The sequence below is a fragment of the Nocardiopsis sp. iso_237 genome, from assembly GCF_056173345.1.
In genome coordinates this window covers 6,020,896-6,038,040 of record NZ_CM149669.1, presented here as the reverse complement: position 1 = coordinate 6,038,040, position 17,145 = coordinate 6,020,896, and the positions used below count along the sequence as shown (strand labels likewise).

The window sequence follows — 17,145 nt, the reverse complement described above, 5'->3', positions numbered from 1 at the left end:
ACGGTGTGGTCGGATCCCGCGGAGGACGGCCCCTGGGGTCGTTGGACGGGGGAGTTCTCCGGTGTGTCTTCGGGAGGGTTCTCGCTCTCCACAGTCCTGTCTCCGCGCGGGATCCAAAGGGGGTCCCCACCATCCTCGCCCAGGGAGACGGTGGACGCCAGGGGCCCTGGGGAGTGGGTTTTCAGGCCTGGGGTGGGAACTCCGTGCGGAGCCGGTCCAGTTGGCGGCGGTCCCGCTTGGTGGGGCGGCCCGCGCCGCGGTCCCGGCGGATCACCGGGGCGGTGGCCTGCGGCGGCTGCGCCGGGGTGCGGTCCACGTAGCAGCGGGCCGCGACCGGGGCGCCGACCCTCTTCACGATGACGTGGCTCACGTCGACGATCCGTGTGGTGCCGTGCAGGCGCACCCTGATCTGGTCGCCGACCTTCACCGCCATGGCGGGTTTGGCGGGGCGGTCGTTGACGCGCACGTGCCCTCCGCGGCAGGCCTGAGCGGCGTCGGCGCGGGTCTTGGTGAGGCGTACCGCCCACAGCCAACGGTCGACCCGCGTGGAGTCGGGGCCGGAGGGAAGGGGGGCGGACGAGTCGCTCACGCGGGGTCCTCTCACGGGTTCGGGTGCGTCGTGAGCCACTCTAGGTCGACCTCGGTACGAAGTGCTCCAAAGTCGCGCTAGAGTTGTTCTTGCAACGAGGTCCTGTGGAGCAGTTAGGAGTGCTCGCCACCCTGTCAAGGTGGAGGCCGCGGGTTCAAATCCCGTCAGGACCGCATCATCGAAGGCCCGGTGTCCCAGACACCGGGCCTTCGTCGTTGTCTGGGTGACAGGGGGGACAGTTGTGAGCTACCGGTACGCCACCGAGCGTGCGGACCACTCGGCCTTGGCGAGCGGGCAGGTGTTGCGGTCCGCGCCCGGATACCCGGGGTTCCCCGTGAGACTGGCGAGTGAGCTCCTCCAGCGGGCGATGGTGCACGTGGAGGGCGACCGGGTGCGGCTGTGGGACCCCTGCTGCGGCAGCGGCTATCTGGTGGCCGTGCTGGGGCTGCTCCACCGCGACCGGCTCACACACGTGCGCGCCACGGACGTGGACGGTGACGCGGTGGGGATCGCCGCGCGCAACCTGGAGCTGCTGACCGCCGAGGGCCTGGCCGAGCGGGAGCGGGAGCTGCGCCGCTCGGCCCGGGACTTCGGCCGGGTGGCGTTCGTGGAGCGGGCCGAGGCCGCCCGCGACCTGGCCGCCGGGTTGGCCGCCATGGGCGGCGACCTCCCGCACGAGTCCGGGGTGGCCGACGTCTTCACGGCCGCCGACCCCGTGGACGCGGACCTCGTGATCACGGACGTCCCCTACGGGGAGATGACCCACTGGGAGGGGAGCGTCCCCGACGACCCGATCCGGGCGCTGCTCGCCTCGATGGGGAGGGTCCTGCCCCGGAGCGCGGTGGTGGTCGTGACGGCGCGGACCCGCCGGGTGCCGCTGCCGGAGGGCGTACGGGCGCTGGAACGGGTGAAGGTCGGCAACCGGTCGGCGGTCCTGGTCCGCGCCCGGGACCTCGCGGCGCTGTGAACCTCAGGTGACGTCGCGGAAGGCCCGCGTCGTGTACAGCGCCACGACCAGCGCGACCACGGCGAGCAGCACGAAGCCCAGCGTGTACGCGCCCGTGGCCTGGTACACCACGCCCATGAGCAGCGGCGGGAAGTAGCCGCCGAGGCCTCCGGCGGCGCCCACCAGGCCGGTGACCGTACCCACGCGGGACGGGTCCACGAGCTTGGCGACCAGGGCGAACACCGCGCCGGTGCCCAGGCCCAGGGTCAGCGCGATCAGCACGAACGACAGCCCCGCCGGGAACTCCGCCGGCGGGTGCAGCGCGAGGACGACGGCGAAGGCGCACGTGCCGAAGAAGGAGATCAGACAGACCCTCACCGGTCCGATCCGGTCCGAGAGGACGCCGCCGACCGGACGGGCGACGACCGCCGCCACGGCGAACCCGGCGGTGCGCATGCCCGCGTCGGTCTGCGCGAAGTCGTAGGCGGTGGTCAGCAGGGTCGGCAGGTAGGTGGAGAAGGCCACGAAGCCGCCGAACACCAGCGCGTAGAGCGCCGAGGCCTGCCAGGTGGCCCTGAGGCCCAGCGCCTCGCGCAGGCGGGGCAGGGCGGGTTCGGTCCGCGGACTCCACTCGGGTGAGTTCCGGGCGAACAACCACATGACGGCGGCCATCGCGGCGAGGGCCACGCACATGAGCAGGTGGGTGGTGAACACGCCCAACGCCTCCACCAGGCGCGGGGTCAGGAAGGCCGACAGCGCGGTGCCGCCCATGCCCGCGCCGAACACGCCCGTGGCGAACCCGCGCCGGTCGGCCTGGTACCAGGCGTTGACGAACGGGATGCCGATGGCGAAGGAGGTGCCCGCGATCCCGAGGAAGAAGCCCCAGACCAGCAGCATGGGGTACGAGTTCGCGGACAGCCCGACCAGGAGGGTCGGGACGATGCTGAGCAGGCAGACGGCCGTGAACATCACCCGGCCGCCGTAGCGGTCGGTCAGGGTGCCCACCGGGATACGCCCCAGAGAGCCCACCAGCACGGGGAAGGCCACCAGGATCGACGTCTGCGTGGGCGTCAGGCCCAGGTCCTCGCTGTAGCTCCGTGACAGCGGGCCGATCAGGTTCCAGGCCCAGAAGGTCAGCGCGAACGCCGCCGTGGCCAGGGCGAGGTTGCCGCCCGCGGTTCCGGAACGGGTCGTCCGCTCCCCAGCTTCCGCACGCATTACGGCTCCTTCGTCAGTCGGTCTGCGGCGATTGTCGCCCCCTGCGGTGTGGGAAACGTGACATCCGTGCCGGAACAGGCATATTCATTAACGGAATGTGGTCGGAGCTGGGCTTTGACTCCGTGCTCCGGGCAACGGTCGGGCAAACGAGGTGTTTTCCTTATGGCGGCACGGAGTAAACGCACGGGAGCGGGCGACAGCCTTCTCCGGTTGGGAAACTACCTGACCCGTTCGGAGTCCCTGGACGGGGACCGTGCCCAGGTCAGACACGGTGGGCGTGAAGGTGACGTGTTCTACCGGGACCGCTGGAGCCACGACCGGGTGGTGCGTTCCACGCACGGCGTGAACTGCACCGGATCCTGTTCCTGGGATGTTTATGTCAAAGACGGAATCATCACCTGGGAAACCCAGGCGACGGATTATCCGTCGGTCGGTCCGGACCGCCCCGAGTACGAACCCCGGGGTTGTCCGCGCGGCGCCGCCTTTTCCTGGTACACGTATTCTCCGACCCGGGTGCGCTACCCCTACGCGCGCGGCGTGCTCGTGGAGATGTACCGGGAGGCGCGCGAGCGGCTGGGCGACCCGGTCCTGGCGTGGGAGGAGATCACCACCGACCCCGAGCGGCGCCGCCGCTACCAGCGGGCGCGGGGCAAGGGCGGCCTGGTCCGCACCACCTGGGAGGAGGCCCTGGAGATCGCGGCGGCCGCACACGTCCTGACGATCAGGGAGTACGGCCCCGACCGGATCGCCGGGTTCTCGCCCATCCCCGCGATGTCGATGGTCTCCCACGGCGTGGGCGCCCGGTTCGTCAACCTGCTCGGCGGCTCGATGCTGTCGTTCTACGACTGGTACGCGGACCTGCCGGTGGCCTCCCCGCAGGTGTTCGGTGACCAGACCGACGTCCCCGAGTCCGGGGACTGGTGGGACGCCGCCTACCTGGTGCTCTGGGGTTCCAACGTCCCGGTGACCCGCACCCCGGACGCCCACTGGATGGCCGAGGCCCGCTACCGGGGCCAGAAGGTCGTGGTGGTCGCCCCGGACTTCAACGACGCCGCCAAGTTCGCGGACGAGTGGCTGGCACCGCACCCGGGCACGGACGGCGCCCTGGCGATGGCCATGGGGCACGTGATCCTCAGGGAGCGTTTCGTCGAGCGACCCACCCCGCGGTTCACCGAGTACGCGCGCACCTACACGGACCTGCCCTTCCTCGTGGCCCTGGACCGCAGGGACGGCCGGTTCGTGCCCGGCAAGTTCCTCACCGCCTCGGACCTGCCCGACAACACGGACGGGGCCAACCCCGACTGGAAGCCCGTGTTCTGGCCGGAGGGGGAGGACAGGCCGGTCGCCCCCAACGGCACCGTCGGCCACCGCTGGGGCGAGGACGGTGCGGGGAAGTGGAACCTCGACCTGGAGGGCCGCGTCCCCGAACTCACCTTCTACGCGGAGGGGGCCGAGGCGGCGGAGGTCGCCCTTCCCCGCTTCGACACCCCCGACGGCACGGCCGAGGTCGACACCCGGGGCGTCCCCGTCCGCAGGGTGGGCGGCCGCCTGGTCACCACCGTGTTCGACCTGGTCCTGGCCCAGTACGGGGTGTCCCGCCCCGGCCTGCCCGGGGTCTGGCCCTCCGGGTACGACGACCCGGACGCCGCCTGCACCCCGGCCTGGCAGGAGGCCCTGACCTCCGTCCCCGCCGACCGGGCGGTGCGCATCGCCCGCGAGTTCGCGGACACCGCCGAGGCCAGCGGCGGCCGGGCCATGATCGTCCTGGGCGCCGGGACCAACCAGTGGTTCCACGGTGAGAACGCCTACCGCGCCTTCCTGTCCCTGCTGCTGCTCACCGGCTGCCAGGGGGTCAACGGCGGCGGCTGGGCGCACTACGTGGGCCAGGAGAAGTGCCGCACGGCCACCGGCTGGGCCGCCTACGCCTCGGGCATGGACTGGTCGCGCCCGCCGCGCTTCATGGCCGGGACCGCCTACTGGTACTCCCACACCGACCAGTGGCGCTACGACACCTACCGGGCCGACGCCCTCATGTCGCCGCTCGGGCCCGGGCGGGTCCGGGGGCAGCACACCGCCGACCTCGTGGCGGCCTCCGCCCGCATGGGCTGGATGCCGTCCTACCCGACCTTCAACCGCAACCCGATCCGGCTCGGCAAGGAGGCCGCCGAACGGAACAGGGACCCCGCCGAGTACGTGGCCGACCAGCTCCAGGACGGCACGCTCCGGTTCGCGGCCGAGGACCCGGACGACCCGAAGAACTGGCCCCGCACCCTCACGCTGTGGCGGTCCAACCTGTTCGGGTCCTCCGCCAAGGGCAACGAGTACTTCCTGAAGCACCTGCTGGGCACGCACTCCAATCTCCGGTCGGAGCCCGCCGGACCGGACGACCGGCCCGAGGACGTGACCTGGCGGGAGGAGGTCCCCGAGGGCAAGCTCGACCTGCTGCTCACCCTGGACTTCCGGATGACCAGCTCCACGCTGCTGTCCGACATCGTGCTGCCCGCCGCCACCTGGTACGAGAAGCACGACCTCTCCACCACGGACATGCACCCCTTCGTGCACGCCTTCAACCCGGCGATCGACCCGCCCTGGGAGACCCGCACCGACTTCGACGCCTTCCACGCGCTGGCGAAGGTGTTCAGCGAACTGGCCGCGGACCACCTGGGCGAGGTCACCGACCTCGTCGCGGTGCCCCACCAGCACGACACCGAGGGGGAGCTGGCGCAGCCGCACGGGGTGCCGACGGACTGGAAGGCGGCGGGGGAGCGGCCGGTTCCCGGGAGGACCATGCCGAACATCGTCCCGGTCCGCCGGAACTACTCGGCGGTGGCCCAGAAGCTCGCGGCGCTCGGCCCCCTGGCCGAGGGGAAGGGGCTGCCCGTCAAGGGCGTGTCCTTCACCCCCGACGAGGAGGTCGAGTGGCTGCGCCAGCGCAACGGGACCGTGCGCGGCGGGGTCGCGGACGGCCGCCCCTCCCTGGACACCGACGTCAAGGCCTGCGAGATGATCCTCGCGCTGTCCGGCACCAGCAACGGACGCCTGGCCGCGCAGGGGTTCGAGCGGCTGGCCGCGCGCACCGGCACCGACATGGACGAGCTGATCCACCACGCGGAGGGGCGCCGGGTGGTCTTCGACGACGCCCGGCACGGTCCGACCCCCGTGGGCACCAGCCCGGAGTGGTCCGGCAAGGAGGCCGCCGACCGCCGGTACTCGCCCTTCACCATCAACGTCGAGCACGACAAGCCCTGGCACACGCTCACCGGACGCCAGCACTTCTACTTGGACCACGACTGGATGCACGAGTTCGGTGAGGCCCTGCCGGTCTACCGGCCCCCGCTGGACATGGGCCGCCTCTTCGGGGAGCCCCGGATCGGCCCGACCGGGCAGCGCGAGGTGGTCGTGCGCTACCTGACCCCGCACTCCAAGTGGTCCATCCACTCGGAGTACCAGGACAACCTGCTCATGCAGACCCTGTCCCGGGGCGGCCCCACGATCTGGATGAGCGTGGCCGACGCCGAGGCGATCGGGGCGGCCGACAACGACTGGGTCGAGGCGGTCAACCGCAACGGGGTCGTCGCCGCGCGCCTGGTGGTCTCGCACCGTATGCCGACCGGGACGGTGTACATGCACCACGCCCAGGAGCGCACCATCGACGTGCCGAAGACGGAGACCACCGGCCGTCGGGGCGGCATCCACAACTCGCTCACCCGCCTGCTGGTCAAGCCGACGCACCTGATCGGCGGCTACGCCCAGTTCACGTACGCCTTCAACTACCTGGGACCGACCGGGAACCAGCGCGACGAGGTCACGGTCGTGCGCAAACGGACGACGGAGGTGCGTTACTGATGGCGGGGCGGAGCAGGGAGCGGACGGGCGGAGCCACCCGGGACTCGGCGGGGCGGCCGATCGGCCGGGTCATGGCACAGGTCGCCATGGTCATGAACCTCGACAAGTGCATCGGGTGCCACACCTGCTCGGTCACCTGCAAGCAGGCGTGGACCAACCGGAGCGGCGTCGAGTACGCGTGGTTCAACAACGTCGAGACCCGGCCCGGACAGGGGTACCCGCGCACCTACCAGGACCAGGAGCGGTGGAAGGGCGGCTGGGTCCGGCGCCCCGACGGTCGGCTCGTGCCGCGCGCGGGCGGCCGGATCAGGCGGCTCGCGACCATCTTCGCCAACCCGGTGATGCCCTCCATCCAGGACTACTACGAACCCTGGACCTACGACTACGAGACCCTGACCAACGCGCCCCTGGGCGACGACTTCCCGGTGGCCAGCCCGCGCTCGGCGCTCACCGGCAAGCCCATGCGGGTGAGCTGGAGCGCCAACTGGGACGACGACCTGGGCGGCGGCCCCGAACTCGCCTCCCAGGACCCGATCGTGCGCAGGCTCGGGGACAGGGTGAAGCTCTCCTTCGAGGAGACCTTCATGTTCTACCTGCCGCGCATCTGCGAGCACTGCCTCAACCCGACCTGCGTGGCCGCCTGCCCGAGCGGGGCGCTGTACAAGCGGGTCGAGGACGGCATCGTGCTCGTGGACCAGGACCGCTGCCGGGGCTGGCGCATGTGCGTCACCGCCTGCCCGTACAAGAAGATCTACTTCAACCACAGGACGGGCAAGGCCGAGAAGTGCACCTTCTGCTACCCGCGCGTGGAGGTGGGTATGCCCACCATCTGCTCGGAGACGTGCGTGGGGCGCCTGCGGTACCTGGGGGTCGTGCTCTACGACGCCGACCGGGTGGGCGAGGCCGCCGCCGTCGAGGACGAACGCGACCTGTACGAGGCGCAGCTGGACGTGTTCCTCGACCCCGCCGATCCGGCCGTGCGCGCGGCCGCCCGGCGCGACGGCGTCCCCGACCGCTGGGTGGAGTCCGCCGGCCGGTCCCCGATCCTCGCCCTGGCCAAGCGCTTCCGGGTGGCACTGCCGCTGCACCCGGAGTTCCGCACGATGCCGATGGTCTGGTACGTCCCGCCGCTGTCGCCCGTGGTGGACGCGCTCACCAGGACCGGTCACGACGGCGAGGAGGCCGACCACCTGTTCGGGGCCATCGACGCCCTGCGCATCCCGATCGAGTACCTGGCCGAACTGTTCACGGCGGGGGACACCGGACCCGTGGACCTCGTGCTGCGGCGGCTGGCGGCCATGCGGTCGTACATGCGCCGGATCAACCTCGGCCAGGAGCGCGACGAGTCGATCGCCGAGGCGGTCGGGATGACCGGGTCGGAGATCGAGGACATGTACCGGCTGCTGGCGCTGGCCAGGTACGACGAGCGTTACGTGGTGCCGACGGCCTTCGGGGTGGACGAGGCCGACAAGGGGGTCATCGAGGAGGTCGGGTGCAGCCTCGACTTCGACGGCGGCCCCGGGATGGGCGGGATGGGCGACGTCCCCTTCGGTGAGGCCTCAGGGCGCCCGGACGCGGCCACGGTGGAGACCTTCCACGCCCTGCGCGACCGCCAGACCGGCGAGGGCGGGCCCGAGGGGCCCGCGACGGGCGGCCGCGTCAACCTGCTGAACTGGGACGGCAACGGTCGTCCGAGAGGACTCTTCCCACCCCGACCGGGTGGCGGTACCGACGACGGCGGCGGGCGGGGCGGGGACCCCGGGCCGCTCGAAGGGGGTCGACCATGAGCACCAACACCAACACCGACGGCACGGACGGCGTGTCCGGCGAGGGTCGGGTCGGGGACGCGTTCGGCGCCCGTCCGGTGATCCCGAGCCAGGACGGCCGCGACCCGGACGGGCCGGGGCGGACGGGCTGGCTCGGCGCGGGCCGGGCCACACGCAGGGCGCACGCCCGGGCGGTCACCCACCAGGCGGCGTCGGTCCTGCTCGGCTACCCGGACGCCCTCTTCTTCGAACGGCTCCCGCTGGCCGCGCGCGCCGCCGCCGAGCTCCCGAAGAGCCAGTCCCGGACACTGCTGCTGGAGTTCTGCGAACACGCCTCCAGCACTCCCGAGCTGGAACTGGCCGAGCACTACGTGGACGTGTTCGACCTGCGCCGCCGACGCGCGCTCCACATGACCTACTACACGGACGGCGACACCCGGCGCCGTGGCCACGCGCTCGCCGAGATCAAGCGGGTCTACAGCGAGGCGGGGTGGCGGGTGCACGCCCGCGAGCTGCCGGACCACCTGGCGGTCATGCTGGAGTTCGCGGCCCGGGGGGACGCCGAGGCCGGGCAGGAGCTGCTGGTGGACTTCCGCTCGGGCCTGGACCTGCTCTCCCGGTCCCTGGAGGAGCACGGAACGCCCTACGCGCGGGTGGTCGACGCGGTCCGGTACACCCTGCCGGCGCCCCGGCGGGCGGACGAGGAGCGCGTGCGCCTGCTCGCCCAGGAGGGTCCGCCCGCCGAGGACGTGGGCATGGAGCCCTACGGCGCGCGCCCCCGGGTCCCGCTGCCCCTGACCGACGTGACCAGGCGACCGCGGTGAACCCCGGGACGACCGGGCCGGTGGACCTCGTCCTGTGGGGCGTGCTGCCCTACGTGGTGCTGGTGCTCGTGGTGGGCGGGCTGGTCTGGCGCCACCGCTACGACCGGTTCGGCTGGACCACCCGCTCGTCGGAGCTGTACGAGTCCCGGCTGCTGCGGATCGGCAGCCCGCTCTTCCACTTCGGCCTGCTCGTGGTGATCGTCGGGCACGTGGTGGGCCTGCTGGTCCCGGACACGTGGACCAGGGCGCTGGGGGTCTCCGACACCGCGTACCACGTGACCGCGCTGTCGATGGGGATCGTGGCGGGCGTGTGCACGCTCGCCGGGATCACCCTGCTCATCTGGCGCAGGCGCACCACCGGACCGGTCTTCAGCGCCACCACCCGCAACGACAAGCTCATGTACGTGGTCCTGGTGCTGGCGATCGTGACCGGTCTGGGCATGACCGTCCACTTCGCCGGGGTGGCGCTCGCGGGCGGGCACTCCGGCGACTACCGGGAGACGGTGTCGCCGTGGTTCCGGTCGATCTGGATCCTGCGTCCGGACGTCGCCGCGATGGCGGCCGCCGAGGCGCCCTACAAGCTGCACGCGCTGATGGGCCTGGCCCTGTTCGCGCTCCTGCCGTTCACCCGGCTCGTGCACGCCTTCAGCGCGCCCGTCGGCTACCTGTTCCGTCCCTACGTCCTCTACCGCACGCGCGACCCGCACTCGCCCGCCTCCGGGCAGGCCGTGCGGACCGCCCGTCGGGGCTGGTGAACCGGCCGTTCCACGCCGCGCCGCCCATGTGAACCGACCAGGAGAACCGTCATCATGGAGCTGTTCCCCGCGTTCCCGCTCGACGAGTGGTACGACACCAAGCAGACCCTGCACCGCTTCGAGCAGATCGTCGGCAAGGTCCGGCTGGCCCACAGCCCGCGCCGCAACCACTGGTGGAACGTGCCCTTCCACCTGACCGGCAGCGGTGTGACGTCCCGTCCGATGGGGCTGGTGGACGGTAACCCGGTCTTCACCGTGGACTTCGACTTCGTCCGACACGAACTGGTGGCGTCGAACCTGGAGGGGCACACCGCGACCTTCCCGCTCCAGGGACACAGCGTGGCCTCGTTCTACCTCCAGTTCCAGTCGGCCCTGGACAGCCTGGGGGTGGACGGCAGCATCCCCCGGGCCACCCCCTTCGACCTCCCGGACTCCGGCCGCCCCTTCGTGACGGACCATCAGCACGCCACGTACGTGCCCGAGCACGCCAACCGGTACTGGCGGATCCTGAGTCAGGTGAACCTGGTGCTGGAGGAGTTCGCGTCGTCCTTCTCCGGCAAGACCAGCCCGGTGCACCACTTCTGGCACACGTTCGACATCGCGGTCACCCGGTTCTCGCCGCACCGGATCCGGCAGCCGGAGAGTGCGGGCGGCCTGGTGCGCGAGGCCTACTCGCGTGAGGTGGTCAGCTTCGGGTTCTGGTTCGGCGACGACGCCGTGCCCGAACCCTGCTTCTACGCCTACGCGGCGCCCGAGCCGGAAGGGCTCACCGAGGAGCCGCTCAGCCCCGTCGAGGCGGAGTGGCGGACGAGCGGGCAGGGGCACCTGGCGCTGCTGCGCTACGCCGACGTCCGCGAGCAGCCCGACCGCCGGGCGGCGGTCCTCGGGTTCCTGGAGAGCGCCTACCGTGCCGGGGCGGGGCGGCTGGGGTGGGACGTGGACGCCATGGCCTGTCCGGGCGGGGTCACCGACCCCCACCTGGCGGGGCACTGACCTCCTCGGGAGGGTGTACGCGGGTGGGTCCGGCAGGGAACATGACATCCTGTGGGGCCCACGACGCGCGCACCACGCGCGTGTGACACGCACGAGGCAGGGGAAGTGGCCATGGAGTTGTCCGTCGTCGACGTGCCGGAACGATCCCGCTACGAGGTGAGCGCCGACGGCAGGGTGGTCGGCTTCTCCGCCTACCACCTCATATCCGAGGGGGTCCTGGCCCTTCCGCACGTGGAGGTCGAGTCCGCCTTCGAGGGCAGGGGCGTGGCCAGTGAGCTCATGCGCCGGTCCCTGGACGAGATCCGGGAGCGGGGGCTGAGGATCGTGCCCGTCTGCCCCTTCGCGCGGGCCTTCCTCAAGCGCAACCCGGAGTACGCGGACCTCGTTCACGAGGGCTGATACGACCGGGACAACCGAATAACGGAAGTATCACCATCCGGGTACAGTGCGGCCCGGATGGTGTTTCGTGCCCTTTCCGGGGCATGGGTCGGCGGTTGTCCTCGTTTGGAGCGAAGGAGCCCCACCCCCGTGCTACTGGCAGACGCAGTACCCACCCTCGATGCCCGCGTCACGGACGCGATCGGCACGTTCAACGACGACTTCTTCTGGGCCTGGGTCCTGATCCCGCTCCTGATCGTGGTGAGTGTCTACATCACCCTCCGGAGCGGCCTCGTGCAGTTCCGGATGTTCCCGGAGATGTTCCGGGTGCTGAAGAGCAAGCCCGAGGTCGCGCCCGACGGCAAGAAGGCCGTCTCCTCGCTTCAGGCCTTCTTCATCTCGGCCGCCGCGCGGATCGGCACGGGCAACATCATCGGCGTCTCGATCGCCATCTCCCTGGGAGGCCCCGGAGCGGTCTTCTGGATGTGGGTGATGGCCCTGGTGGTGTGCGCCGCGAGCTTCGTGGAGTCCACGCTCGCGCAGCTGTACAAGGTCCGCCACTCGGCCGGGTACCGGGGTGGGCCCGCCTACTACATCGAGCGCGGGCTGGGGCAGCGCTGGCTCGCCGTGGTCTTCGCGGTCATCCTCATCATCACCTTCCCGATGGTGTTCAACGCGGTGCAGAGCAACACCATCACCAACACGATCGCCAACTCGGCGGGTGAGCTGGGCGCGGAGACCAACCTGGTGTTCTCCGTGGTCGTCGGCGCCCTGCTGGTGGTCCTCACCGCCCTGGTGATCTTCGGCGGCGTCCGCCGGATCGCCAACACCGCGCAGGCGCTGATCCCCTTCTTCGCCGGGCTCTACATCGTCATCGGCCTGATCGTCATGGCGCTGAACTGGCAGCTCGTGCCGGGCATGTTCGCCTCGATCATCCAGAACGCGTTCGGCCTGGGCGAGTTCGCCGCCGCCGCTCTGGGCGTGGTGATCATCCAGGGCGTCCGACGGGGCATGTTCTCCAACGAGGCCGGTCTCGGTTCCGCGCCGAACGCGGCGGCCAGCGCCTCGGTCACGCACCCGGTCAAGCAGGGCCTGGTGCAGACCCTCGGCGTCTACGTGGACACCCTGGTGGTCTGCTCGGTGACCGCCTTCATCGTCCTGCTCGGCTACCAGGGGACCCTCGACGGCACCATGGAGGGCGACCTCACCCAGATGGCCCTGATGGCCATGCTCGGGCCCTGGGCGATGCACCTGATGACGCTCATCATCTTCCTGGTGGCGTTCACCTCGGTGCTCGGCAACTACTACTACGGCGAGTCCAACGTCGAGTACCTGACCGGCAACGGGAACGTGCTGTTCGGCTACAAGGTGGTCTTCCTCGTCGCCACCTTCCTGGGTTCGCTGGGGTCGATCGACCTGATCTGGACGCTGGCCGACACCACGATGGGCCTGATGGCACTGGTCAACCTGATCGCCATCGCCCCGCTGACGGTGATCGCCTGCCGTCTGCTCAAGGACTACACGGACCAGCGCAAGCAGGGGCTGGACCCGGTCTTCACCAGGGACCGGATGCCGGACGTGCGCGGGGTGGAGTGCTGGGAGCCGGCCGAGGACGCCGAGGCCCGGGAGAAGGAGGGCCTCTCCTCCTGACCGGGGGCTGACGGGGGGCTGACGGGGGGCGCGTCCGAGCGGTTCGGGCGCGCCCCCGCGTTGTTTCCCAGGGGCCCCAGACGGCTCAGACGGCACTTGGTTCACTCCCGAAAGCACACAAATCCCTAACGGTAGGAGCTTTCAGGCATCCGTGTTCTTTCGGTCACCGCGGATCATCGCTAGTGTGCTGGATCACAGTTGTGGCGGTCAGAGTTGTGCCTCGCGAGGGAGTCCGATGTCCATCGTCTCAATCGAGCCCGCCACCGCCGAGCGGTGGGATGACCTGGAGAACCTGTTCGGACCGACCGGAGCGTACGGGCACTGCTGGTGCACGTTCTTCCGAAGACGCGCCAAGGACCACACGGCGAGCGTGTCCTGCGACCGGTCCACGCGGGGTCTGGACAACAAGGAGGAGTTGCGTCGACTGACCCTGGACGGACGGGTTCCGGGGCTGATCGCCTATGACGGGGACGGCCCCTGCGGCTGGGTCTCGGTCGCTCCGCGGGAGGACTTCATCCGCCTGTCCCGCTCGCGGACGCTGCGTCCCGCCGATCCCGACGAACCCGGGGTGTGGTCCCTGGTGTGCTTCTGGCTGCCGCCGCGCAGGCGCAAGCGCGGGATGGGCAGCCGTCTGCTGGACGGCGCGATCGAGTACGCCCGCGCGGGCGGGGGGAGGGTCCTGGAGGCCTACCCCGTGGACACGGCGGGCGGGCGCGCCCCCAGTGCCGAGGTCTACACCGGCACGGTCGAGATGTTCCGCAGGGCCGGTTTCACGCTGGAGGGGCACCACCTGAGTGAGCGGGTGGTGGCCCGGCTGGAGCTCAAGGCCGAGTAGCCCACCCACGTTCCCCCGTCCCCCACGTTCCCCCGTCCCCCCCCTGGGTCCCCCGTCCCCCACGTTCCCCCGTCCCCCTGAGTCCCCCGTCCCCCACGTCCCCCCTTCCGTCCCTTTCCTCCTCCGGCCGCCCCAGGCGGTGGCCGACAAACGGGGGGAGGGTATCCGGAACACGACTTCTCCCGGTCAGCGCGGGTGTGTCGCCGTCGTGGCGGCCCCGGGGTGTCCGATGATCCAAGGGGTCCCCGCGTGCGTCGCGGGGGCCCCTTCGCGTGCGCCTGCCCGCTCGTGGCAGGGGTTTGATCGGCGCTTGGTACCCCCCTGGGGTAAGCTGGGCTGCGCGTTCCGAGTCGAGGCGTCGCCGGTGTTTGACAGATGCATACCCCAGGGGGGTATATTGGGCCTCGTTGGAACGCGAGTCCGCGCACCGGCGCGGCAGAACCCACCAGGAGGCAGGAATGGCCAGCACCGCCGTCTACACCGTCGAGGGCATGAGCTGCGGACACTGCGTCAACTCGGTCACCGAGGAGGTCAGCGGGGTCTCCGGAGTCACCGACGTGCAGGTCGACCTGGAGAGCAAGAAGGTCACCGTCACCGGCGAGAGCCAGATCGACGACGCGGCCGTGCGCGCCGCGATCGACGAGGCCGGGTACGAGGTGGCGAGCTGACATGGGTGTGACCACGAAGCTCGCGCTGTACGCGGTGGGTCTCGTGGTCGTGTTCGTCGCGGCGTTCGGGGCCGGCACGCTGGTCGGCCCCGTCCTGCCGGACCAGACCGGAGGGCACGCGGAGAGCGTGGAGTTCCCGGTCCCCGCCGAACAGGACCACGACGGCACCGAGCGGGACCGCGTCGACGACGGCGTCGACCACTAACCATCCTGGAGCGGCATATGAGTAGCAGCAAGACGGCGTCCGCCGCGGTGGAGCCGGTGGAACTGGCGATCGGCGGGATGACCTGCGCGGCCTGTGCCAACCGGGTGGAGAAGCGCCTCAACAAGTTGGAGGGTGTCACCGCCACCGTCAACTTCGCGACCGAGAAGGCCCGCGTCACCTTCGAGGGCGCGGCGATCCCGGTCGAGGAACTGGTCACCCAGGTCGAGAAGGCGGGCTACACCGCCGCCGTGCCCCGGACCGACCCCGAGGCCGCCGCCGGGGCGTCCGAACCGGCCGACCCCACCCAGGCCCTGTGGAACCGCGCCCTGGTCTCCATCGTGCTGTCCGTCCCCGTCATCGCGATGGCGATGGTCCCCGCGCTCCAGTTCACCTACTGGCAGTGGGCCTCGCTCGCGCTGGCCGCGCCGGTCGTGGTCTGGGGCGCGCTGCCCTTCCACGTCGCCGCGTGGAAGAACCTCAGGCTGGGCACCGCCACCATGGACACCCTGGTGTCCCTGGGCGTCACCTCGGCCTTCCTGTGGTCCCTCTACGCCCTGTTCCTGGGCACGGCGGGAACCCCGGGCATGACCCACCCCTTCGAGTTCACCATCGCCCGCACCGACGGGTCGGGCAACGTCTACCTGGAGGTCGCGGCGGGCGTCACCTCCTTCATCCTCCTCGGCAAGTTCTTCGAGGCGCGCTCCAAGCGGCGCGCGGGGGCCGCGCTGCGCGCGCTGCTGGAGATGGGCGCCAAGGAGGTCGCCGTGCTGCGCGGCACGGGCGCCGCCGCCCGTGAGGAACTGGTCCCCGTGGACCAGCTCGCGGTCGGTGACCGGTTCGTGGTCCGCCCCGGCGAGAAGATCGCCACGGACGGCGCCGTGGAGGAGGGCACCTCAGCCGTCGACATGAGCATGCTCACCGGCGAGTCCGTCCCGGTCGAGGTGGCGCCCGGCTCCGCCGTGGTCGGCGCCACCGTCAACGCCGGCGGCCGCCTGGTCGTGCGGGCCTCGCGGGTCGGCTCCGACACCCAGCTCGCGCAGATGGCGCGCCTGGTCGAGGACGCCCAGAACGGCAAGGCCGCCGTGCAGCGGCTCGCCGACCGGGTGTCCGGGGTGTTCGTCCCCGTCGCCATCATGATCGCCGTCGCCGCCCTCGGTTTCTGGCTCGGCACCGGCGACCCGGCCGGGGCTGCCTTCACCGCCGCCGTGGCCGTGCTGATCATCGCCTGCCCCTGCGCCCTCGGCCTGGCCACCCCGATGGCCCTCATGGTGGGCACCGGGCGCGGTGCCCAGCTGGGCATCCTGATCAAGGGCCCCGAGGTGTTGGAGAGCACCCGGCGGGTGGACACCGTGGTGCTGGACAAGACCGGCACCGTCACCACCGGCAAGATGGCCCTGGCCGGGGTCACCGTCGCCGAGGGGGAGGACGAGGCCGAGGTCCTGCGCCTGGCGGGCGCCCTGGAGAACGCCTCCGAACACCCGATCGCCCGCGCCGTCGCCACGGGGGCCGTGGCGCGGGTCGGGGACCTGCCCGTCCCGGAGGACTTCGCCAACGTCGAGGGCCTGGGCGTGCAGGGCGTCGTGGAGGGCCACGCCGTCCTCGTGGGCCGGGCGGCCCTCCTGGAGGAGTGGTCCCAGCCCCTGACCGACGACCTGACCCGGGCCATGCGGGCCGCCGAGGCCGAGGGCCGCACCGCCGTCGCGGTCGGCTGGGACGGACGGGCCCGGGGCGTGCTGGTGGTGTCCGACACCGTCAAGCCGACCAGCGCCGAGGCGGTGCGCCAGTTCCGCGACCTCGGGCTCACCCCGATCCTGCTGACCGGCGACAACGAGGCCGTGGCCCGCTCGGTCGCCGCCGAGGTGGGCATCGACGAGGTCATCGCGGAGGTCCTGCCCAAGGACAAGGTGGACGTGGTCACCCGGCTCCAGTCCGAGGGCCGCACGGTGGCGATGGTCGGTGACGGGGTCAACGACGCCGCCGCGCTCGCCCAGGCCGACCTGGGGCTGTCCATGGGCACCGGCACCGACGTCGCCATCGAGGCCAGCGACCTCACCCTGGTCCGGGGGGACCTGCGGGCGGCCGCCGACGCGGTCCGGCTGTCCCGGCGCACGCTCGGCACCATCAAGGGCAACCTGTTCTGGGCCTTCGCCTACAACACCGCGGCGCTGCCCCTGGCCGCGATGGGCCTGCTCAACCCGATGCTCGCCGGGGCGGCGATGGCGCTGTCGAGCGTGTTCGTGGTGACGAACAGTCAGCGGTTGCGCCGGTTCCGTCCACTGACCGGAACCGGTCAGATCGACACTTAGTAGTGGCAATGTGACGCAGGTCTCGCATCCATCGCGGGCGGGCCGCTAGGGTTGCGCCGAGTCCCACCCCCTGTGGGGCTCCGCGTCGATCCGGGCGGCCCGCCCGCGCGTTGTCGTCCCCCAACCGAACACGAGAGAGGACGTCCGCTCCGCAGCCGCCCCCGCA

At 71.3% G+C, this 17,145-nt stretch carries 14 protein-coding genes and 1 tRNA gene; 13 read left to right on the top strand and 2 right to left on the bottom strand.

The window, feature by feature from the left end:
• Window positions 1-181: 181 nt before the first annotated feature.
• Window positions 182-589, bottom strand: coding sequence for an RNA-binding S4 domain-containing protein (locus AC0VYM_RS27160; protein ID WP_475456825.1), 408 nt, complete (start codon window positions 587-589; stop codon window positions 182-184).
• A gap of 98 nt (window positions 590-687) precedes the next feature.
• Here AC0VYM_RS27160 and AC0VYM_RS27155 point away from each other — a divergent pair.
• Together AC0VYM_RS27155 and AC0VYM_RS27150 are read left to right on the top strand one after the other, a co-directional pair.
• Window positions 688-762: transfer RNA gene (locus AC0VYM_RS27155), tRNA-Asp, on the top strand.
• A gap of 68 nt (window positions 763-830) precedes the next feature.
• Window positions 831-1,556 carry an rRNA methyltransferase gene (locus AC0VYM_RS27150; RefSeq protein WP_475456823.1) on the top strand — a complete coding sequence of 242 codons (726 nt, stop codon included), beginning with the start codon at window positions 831-833 and terminating at the stop codon, window positions 1,554-1,556.
• A 3-nt stretch (window positions 1,557-1,559) separates the two neighbouring features.
• On the opposite strand, the gene AC0VYM_RS27145 is transcribed toward AC0VYM_RS27150, so the two are convergent.
• Complete coding sequence (locus tag AC0VYM_RS27145) at window positions 1,560-2,753, bottom strand: MFS transporter (protein WP_475456821.1); 1,194 nt, start codon at window positions 2,751-2,753, stop codon at window positions 1,560-1,562.
• Between the two features lie 162 nt (window positions 2,754-2,915).
• On the opposite strand from AC0VYM_RS27145, the gene AC0VYM_RS27140 reads away from it, so the two are divergent.
• The 11 genes from AC0VYM_RS27140 (at window position 2,916) to AC0VYM_RS27090 (ending at window position 16,979) form a co-directional block, all read left to right on the top strand.
• Window positions 2,916-6,599, top strand: coding sequence for a nitrate reductase subunit alpha (locus AC0VYM_RS27140; RefSeq protein ID WP_475456819.1), 3,684 nt, complete (start codon window positions 2,916-2,918; stop codon window positions 6,597-6,599).
• Complete coding sequence (narH, locus tag AC0VYM_RS27135; RefSeq protein ID WP_475456817.1) at window positions 6,599-8,386, top strand: nitrate reductase subunit beta; 1,788 nt, start codon at window positions 6,599-6,601, stop codon at window positions 8,384-8,386. Before AC0VYM_RS27140 ends, narH begins: the two co-directional genes overlap by 1 nt.
• Window positions 8,383-9,189, top strand: a complete 807-nt coding sequence (gene narJ, locus AC0VYM_RS27130; protein ID WP_475456815.1) for a nitrate reductase molybdenum cofactor assembly chaperone — start codon at window positions 8,383-8,385, stop codon at window positions 9,187-9,189. Before narH ends, narJ begins: the two co-directional genes overlap by 4 nt.
• Window positions 9,186-9,944, top strand: a complete 759-nt coding sequence (gene narI, locus AC0VYM_RS27125; RefSeq protein WP_475456813.1) for a respiratory nitrate reductase subunit gamma — start codon at window positions 9,186-9,188, stop codon at window positions 9,942-9,944. The genes narJ and narI overlap by 4 nt, the downstream gene beginning before the upstream one ends.
• Window positions 9,945-9,998: 54 nt before the next feature.
• Window positions 9,999-10,937, top strand: a complete 939-nt coding sequence (locus tag AC0VYM_RS27120) for a DUF5996 family protein (protein WP_475456811.1) — start codon at window positions 9,999-10,001, stop codon at window positions 10,935-10,937.
• Between the two features lie 111 nt (window positions 10,938-11,048).
• The gene (locus tag AC0VYM_RS27115) at window positions 11,049-11,336 is read left to right on the top strand and encodes a GNAT family N-acetyltransferase (RefSeq protein ID WP_475456809.1); all 288 of its coding nucleotides are present in this window, start codon (window positions 11,049-11,051) and stop codon (window positions 11,334-11,336) included.
• Between the two features lie 129 nt (window positions 11,337-11,465).
• Complete coding sequence (locus AC0VYM_RS27110; RefSeq protein WP_475456807.1) at window positions 11,466-12,965, top strand: alanine/glycine:cation symporter family protein; 1,500 nt, start codon at window positions 11,466-11,468, stop codon at window positions 12,963-12,965.
• A 235-nt stretch (window positions 12,966-13,200) separates the two neighbouring features.
• On the top strand, window positions 13,201-13,800 hold the full coding sequence (locus AC0VYM_RS27105) for an N-acetyltransferase family protein (RefSeq protein ID WP_475456805.1): 600 nt from the start codon (window positions 13,201-13,203) through the stop codon (window positions 13,798-13,800).
• A gap of 458 nt (window positions 13,801-14,258) precedes the next feature.
• Window positions 14,259-14,468, top strand: a complete 210-nt coding sequence (locus tag AC0VYM_RS27100; protein ID WP_475456803.1) for a heavy-metal-associated domain-containing protein — start codon at window positions 14,259-14,261, stop codon at window positions 14,466-14,468.
• 1 nt (window position 14,469) lies between these two features.
• Window positions 14,470-14,673, top strand: a complete 204-nt coding sequence (locus AC0VYM_RS27095; protein ID WP_475456801.1) for a hypothetical protein — start codon at window positions 14,470-14,472, stop codon at window positions 14,671-14,673.
• 17 nt (window positions 14,674-14,690) lie between these two features.
• Complete coding sequence (locus AC0VYM_RS27090; protein ID WP_475456799.1) at window positions 14,691-16,979, top strand: heavy metal translocating P-type ATPase; 2,289 nt, start codon at window positions 14,691-14,693, stop codon at window positions 16,977-16,979.
• Window positions 16,980-17,145: the final 166 nt, after the last annotated feature.

Excerpts from the sequence above, each read along its gene's own strand:
- AC0VYM_RS27145 (WP_475456821.1), bottom strand. The coding sequence starts at position 2,753 with ATGCGTGCGGAAGCTGGGGAGCGGACGACCCGTTCCGGAACCGCGGGC.
- AC0VYM_RS27140 (WP_475456819.1), top strand. The coding sequence starts at position 2,916 with ATGGCGGCACGGAGTAAACGCACGGGAGCGGGCGACAGCCTTCTCCGG.
- narH (WP_475456817.1), top strand. The coding sequence starts at position 6,599 with ATGGCGGGGCGGAGCAGGGAGCGGACGGGCGGAGCCACCCGGGACTCG.
- narJ (WP_475456815.1), top strand. The coding sequence starts at position 8,383 with ATGAGCACCAACACCAACACCGACGGCACGGACGGCGTGTCCGGCGAG.
- AC0VYM_RS27120 (WP_475456811.1), top strand. The coding sequence starts at position 9,999 with ATGGAGCTGTTCCCCGCGTTCCCGCTCGACGAGTGGTACGACACCAAG.
- AC0VYM_RS27115 (WP_475456809.1), top strand. The coding sequence starts at position 11,049 with ATGGAGTTGTCCGTCGTCGACGTGCCGGAACGATCCCGCTACGAGGTG.
- AC0VYM_RS27105 (WP_475456805.1), top strand. The coding sequence starts at position 13,201 with ATGTCCATCGTCTCAATCGAGCCCGCCACCGCCGAGCGGTGGGATGAC.
- AC0VYM_RS27100 (WP_475456803.1), top strand. The coding sequence starts at position 14,259 with ATGGCCAGCACCGCCGTCTACACCGTCGAGGGCATGAGCTGCGGACAC.
- AC0VYM_RS27095 (WP_475456801.1), top strand. The coding sequence starts at position 14,470 with ATGGGTGTGACCACGAAGCTCGCGCTGTACGCGGTGGGTCTCGTGGTC.
- AC0VYM_RS27090 (WP_475456799.1), top strand. The coding sequence starts at position 14,691 with ATGAGTAGCAGCAAGACGGCGTCCGCCGCGGTGGAGCCGGTGGAACTG.